Origin of the sequence: Steroidobacter sp., from assembly GCF_016790065.1 — a bacterium.
In the GTDB taxonomy this organism is placed as follows: Bacteria; Pseudomonadota; Gammaproteobacteria; order Steroidobacterales; family Steroidobacteraceae; genus Steroidobacter.
The window spans coordinates 1-5,394 of record NZ_JAEUPY010000396.1 but is presented as its reverse complement, the minus strand read 5'-3'; the positions used below and the strand labels follow the sequence as shown (position 1 = coordinate 5,394).

The window sequence follows — 5,394 nt, the reverse complement described above, 5'->3', positions numbered from 1 at the left end:
TGAAGCAGAACGCCGATAACGCGCGTCAGGCCAGCCAGCTCGCCGTCGGTGCGCGTGACCAGGCCGATCGTGGCGGCTCAGTGGTGAACCGTGCGGTCAGCGCCATGGGCGAGATCAACGATGCCAGCAAGCGCATCGCCGACATCATCAACGTCATCGACGAGATCGCTTTCCAAACCAACTTGCTCGCCTTGAACGCTGCGGTCGAAGCCGCGCGTGCCGGTGAACAGGGTCGCGGCTTCGCCGTGGTTGCCACCGAAGTGCGCAGCCTCGCTCAGCGCAGCGCCACGGCAGCGAAGGAAATCAAAGAGCTCATCAACGACTCCGTGTCCAAGGTGCAGGCCGGCACGCAGTTGGTCGATGAGTCGGGCAAGTCGCTCGCTGAAATCGTCGCCAGCGTCAAACGCGTTGCTGACATCGTCGCCGAGATTTCTGCGGCCAGCGAAGAACAGGCCAGCGGCATCGACCAGGTGAACACCGCGGTCACGCAGATGGATACGACGACGCAGCAGAACGCAGCATTGGTCGAAGAAGCAGCCGCCGCCAGCAAGGCGATGGAACAACAGGCGCAAGTGCTGGTCGAGAAGATGTCGTTCTTCTCCAGCAGCAGCGGTGGCTACCAGGTCGCTGCCGCTCCAGCGAGCCGCGCATCGAATGTTTCTTCCGCGCCACGCGCCGCGGTCCGCCCGATGCCGGTCCGCAAGCCGGCTAAACCGATGAGCCGCCCGGCCGCGAGCAGCGCGCCGATGGCCAAGGCCAGCGGCGACGATAGCGTGTGGCAGGAGTTTTGAACGAGAAGGCGCAGGGTTAAACGGACGCCGCGGATTCAAAGCTCACCGTCACGAGCTTTGTAGTCCGCGGCGCGCCGACACCCAGCAGTTCCTTTGCCAGCGGTGTTCTTGACGATAGGGCCTGTTAACACTCATTGGATGGGCTGCGACGATCTATTGCGGTTCAGGGCTAGGCGCGACGACCGCCGTGTACTCTCTTGTACACAAGTGGAGTCGCAACGACGTCCTGAACCGCAATAGATCGTCCCATAAAGGATATTTATTCATTGAAAGGGTTGCGCCTCGAATCGCCTGCCGCTGCGTTACAAAGCTTGCCCTTATCGACATAAGGGCTGCGCTTTGCGCCTTGCTGCAGGCGATTGGAGGCGCAACGCAGCCCATCCAATGAGTGTTAACAGGCCCTACCACCGACGCGAACCACAGTCTCTTATCGGCGGGCGATATTCAACTCATATCGCCCGCGTTATTTTTTGCGATGAGCGCTGAGCAATGCCAGCGAACAAACTAAGCGCTGTAAGAGCGTGAAGTGGTCGCGCCGCCGTGTCCGGTCCAATCCGTGTGGAAGAATTGACCGCGCGGCTGATCGATACGCTCATAGGTGTGAGCGCCGAAAAAATCCCGCTGAGCTTGCAACAGGTTCGCCGGCAACCGCTCGGCGCGATAGCCGTCGAAATACGACAACGCAGCGCCCATGCACGGCACTGGAATACCGCTTTGCACGGCCGCGACGATGGCACGCCGCCAGCCAGCCTGACGCGTCGACACCGCGTCCCGGAAAAACGGATCCAGCAACAGGTTGACCAGCTGCGAATCGCGCTCGAACGCTTTCTTGATGTCGCCCAGGAACGCCGAACGAATGATGCAGCCACCGCGCCAGACCAGCGCGATGCCGCCGTAATTCAAATTCCACTGGTACGTTTTGGCCGCCGCCCGCAGCAGCTGATAGCCCTGCGCATAGCTGATGATCTTAGAAGCATACAAAGCCTGTCGCAGGTCATCGATCAGTTGTTGGCGGTCGCCCTTGAACTCAGTGACCGCAGGCTTGAGTTGCTTGGCCGCCTGTACGCGCTCTTCCTTCGCCGCTGACAGCGCCCGAGCAAACACGGCCTCACCGATCAGGGTCAATGGAATGCCCTGATCCAGCGCCTCGACCACCGTCCACTTGCCCGTGCCTTTCTGACCGGCCGCATCCACGATCACGTCGATGGTCGCCTCGCCGTTCTTGTCGACGAAGCCGAGGATGTCGCGAGTGATCTCGATCAAGTAGCTGTCCAGCTCGGCGCGATTCCACTCGGCGAACACTTGATGCATCTCGGCGTTGCTCATGCCGAGCACGCGTTTCATCACATCATAGGTTTCGCCGATGAGTTGCATGTCGCCATATTCGATGCCGTTGTGGATCATTTTCACGAAATGACCGGCGCCGTTTTCGCCCATCCAGTCACAGCACGGCTCACCTTCCGGCGTGCGCGCGCAGATCGCTTGGAAGATAGGTTTGATGTGCGGCCACGCGGCCGCGCTGCCGCCCGGCATCAATGACGGGCCGTTCAGCGCGCCCTCTTCGCCGCCGGACACGCCGGAGCCGACGAACAACATGCCGCTGTCTTCGACACGCTTGGTGCGGCGGATGGTGTCGGTGAACAAGCTGTTGCCGCCGTCGATCAGAATGTCGCCGGGCTCGAGCAAGGGCAGCAGTTGTTCGATGAGCTGATCGACCGCACTGCCGGCTTTCACCAGCATCACGATCTTGCGAGGCCGGCTCAGCGAGCCGACGAATTCTTTCAAATCGTGCGCGCCGAGGAAACGCTTACCTTTGGCACGACCTTGAATGAAGTCATCCACCCGCGCCGTCGTACGATTGAACACGGCGACGCGGAAACCGCGGCTCTCCATGTTCAGTGCCAGGTTCTCGCCCATCACGGCCAGACCGATCAAACCTACATCTGCGAACTCGGTGGTCATCTGTGCTCTCCGGAGCCGAATGCCGTTTTATACGAGAGTTGGCCGGGCAAGGCTAGGAACGATTGTGCGCACCTTGCTTCATCAATGGGTCAACGCGATGACCTGGGTGGACAAACGCAGCGGGCGCAGCGGCTGATTGCGGCCATCGCCGCTGGCCTGCCAGTCGCTGAAGGGCGCGGCGCGTTCGTCGCCTTCGCTGGCCGGATCGACGACATCCATCAGGCCGACCAGGTCATGGCCGAAGGGCGGTGCCAGGGTGACTTGGTAGCTGACCTTTTGATTCCAGCGGGCGCCGGTGCGCCGTTCCACGTCGTTGCCTTCCACTGTGCCGCTGCCGAAGCGGGGATGCGTGACGATTTCGGTGTACTCGAATGCTACGCCGGGCGCGGTGGCGTCGACCACGACTCGCCAAAGACCGGAGCGAGGATTGGGAACGACCAGTGCCTTGTTCACGGGGCGCGTGAGCACGTCGCTGTCCCACAGCTTGCAGGTGCCGCTGGCACAGTCGTAGAGATACAGTCCAACGCGCGTTCTGCCATCCGGTGGCGCCACAGCCACGCGTAACGATGTGCTGCCGGGCTCGACGGTAATGTTGTACGCACGCAGGCCATTCAGACCTCCCGTGTCTTTGAGCATTCGTCGCGCACCAACGGTCGTGAGGATGGCGCTGCGTTGTATCGGAGCGTAGATGTTGTTCATCCACAGCGTGGTCGCATTGTTGGTCGGCGGCTTTTCGTCGAGCTGCGAATCGACGTAGCGAGTCGAGGCAGTTACCTGCAAGTTCGTTACAGGTGCGTTGGCGGATGTCGCCGTTAGTTCATAGACGCCTGGCGGCGGATACGGAACCAGCAGCACCGCTGGCTGCCCCGCTGTCACGGCCTTTGATGGCGGCAGGTCGAGCGCACCGCCGTTGAGTGAGAGTTGCGCGCGGCCGACGCCGACGCTTGCATCGATTCGCAGCGAAGAAATGTTTGGCGGAATGTCCAGGAAGTATCTTTTCGCCTCGGCGGCTTGAACCGTTTGCTCGCGATGTTCGACTCGATACCCGTTTGAAGCTTTGAAGGGTTCTGCTGCAATGATGGTGGTCATCACGGCGTGCACGGGTAGGCCGCTGGCCTGGTCTGTTAGATACAGATGGGCGCTGTGCACGCCGGCGTCTGTCGCTGCTATTTCTACTGGGACTGTCACAGGTTCGTTCAACGTCAGCGTGATTTCTTGGCTGGTTGATTTGAATGTTCCGTCGTTGCCGCGCCATTCCAATGTGTACGCCAGCGGCGTCGCCGCTCCGCTCTGCCTCAGCAACGTGATAGTGCGCGTGTCTTTCTGGCCTACCAGCCAGCCCTCGCGCTCGTACAGGCCCTGGCCCAAGTTGGGCTCTGGTAAGAAACGAGAGAAATAAGTTTTGACGGGTGCTCGGTTTTGAATGTCGGGTAGATCGAGCTGCTTTGCTTTCAGCTGCTTCAACAGGCCCAAGGCCTTCTCGGTGTCGATGACACCGAAGCCCTGCTCGTGCGCTTGGTATCGATCCAACCTGCTCGCGCTCATGCGCAAGGCCCAGGTGATGTGACGTGCATCGGCCGGGAGATTCTCAGCTCGTGCCGCAGCGATGAGAGCGTCCGTCGCAGCCCCTGCGGCTTCGACTCCACCCTGCATCAACAGATCCGGCTTCGCAGCCCCATCCGCCGCCGGCCCTCTCGCAGCCGCCAACGGAATTTCGCCGTCGGCGCTGGCACCAAGCGATGCCGCCTTTGAACTTGCGCCCTCGGCAGCAACACCCAGCGATGCCGCCCTTGAACTCGTGCCCGCGGCACCAGCGATAACGGAACGCGAGCGCGCGTCAGCGCTGCTCGTGTATTCACCAACTGAGATCACACGCCGCCCGCTCGACGCGCCGGCCACACTTTCAAGCTGCCCGAACCCGCCGGCGGCGCCGGAAGGCGAGCCCGCCGCCTCCGAGCGCGCGCTGGCGGCGAACAGCAAGGGTTTGCCGTAAACCTCGACGGCTCGATTCGCCATGAGCGCAAACAAATCCGAACCGCCGCCAGGAAATCGCCCGCCCTCTTGATCACGTGCGAGCACGTTGATCTCCGCGCTGGCCGCGGCTTGCAACAGAGATTCGATCTCAGCCGCCAGCATCGTGGTCGGCGAACCAACGTCGGCACCGAGCAGAGTGTCGGTGGCATTCAGCGACAACCCGGCGACATCCAGTTCGACACGAGGCCGCGACGAGGTCTCGGCAGGCAGCGCGTAGCGCACACGATCGCTATCGTTCGCATACAACCCATGCGCCCCGCCGCCATCTAAATGTGCCATCAACACATCGGGTAGCGCGCTGACGTCAGCAAGACGATCGAGCGCGAGGCGCACTCGCAAATACCCCACATCATCAAAGCGCGTTTGAATATTCCCGCCGAGCGAAGCGATGGCGGCAGCAACGGACGGAGTCCGGCCAACATCAGTGGCCACCAGAACAAACCCTTCGGTATCGCCCTTAGCCAACGCATGAGCGAGCAACAGTCGATCATGCAGATCGGGCGAAGCAGCCTTCCAGGAAGACAGCGACAGCCCTTGTTTGCTGAGCGGCGGAGGCGTGGGCGGCGGCTCCGGCGGCGCTTTACTGCAGCCCGACAGCGTGGCGATG

The 5,394-nt window shown here is 61.6% G+C and carries 3 protein-coding genes; 1 reads left to right on the top strand and 2 read right to left on the bottom strand.

What is annotated here, in order from left to right; all coding sequences use genetic code 11:
* A partial coding sequence (locus JNL55_RS16460; protein ID WP_293855723.1) for a methyl-accepting chemotaxis protein occupies window positions 1-791 on the top strand: 791 nt, incomplete at its 5' end.
* 504 nt (window positions 792-1,295) lie between these two features.
* Here the strand turns inward: JNL55_RS16460 and gnd are convergent.
* Window positions 1,296-2,753, bottom strand: a complete 1,458-nt coding sequence (gene gnd / locus JNL55_RS16455) for a decarboxylating NADP(+)-dependent phosphogluconate dehydrogenase (RefSeq protein ID WP_293855720.1) — start codon at window positions 2,751-2,753, stop codon at window positions 1,296-1,298.
* An 81-nt stretch (window positions 2,754-2,834) separates the two neighbouring features.
* A partial coding sequence (locus tag JNL55_RS16450) for a hypothetical protein (protein WP_293855717.1) occupies window positions 2,835-5,394 on the bottom strand: 2,560 nt, incomplete at its 5' end.

Excerpts from the sequence above, each read along its gene's own strand:
- gnd (WP_293855720.1), bottom strand. The coding sequence starts at position 2,753 with ATGACCACCGAGTTCGCAGATGTAGGTTTGATCGGTCTGGCCGTGATG.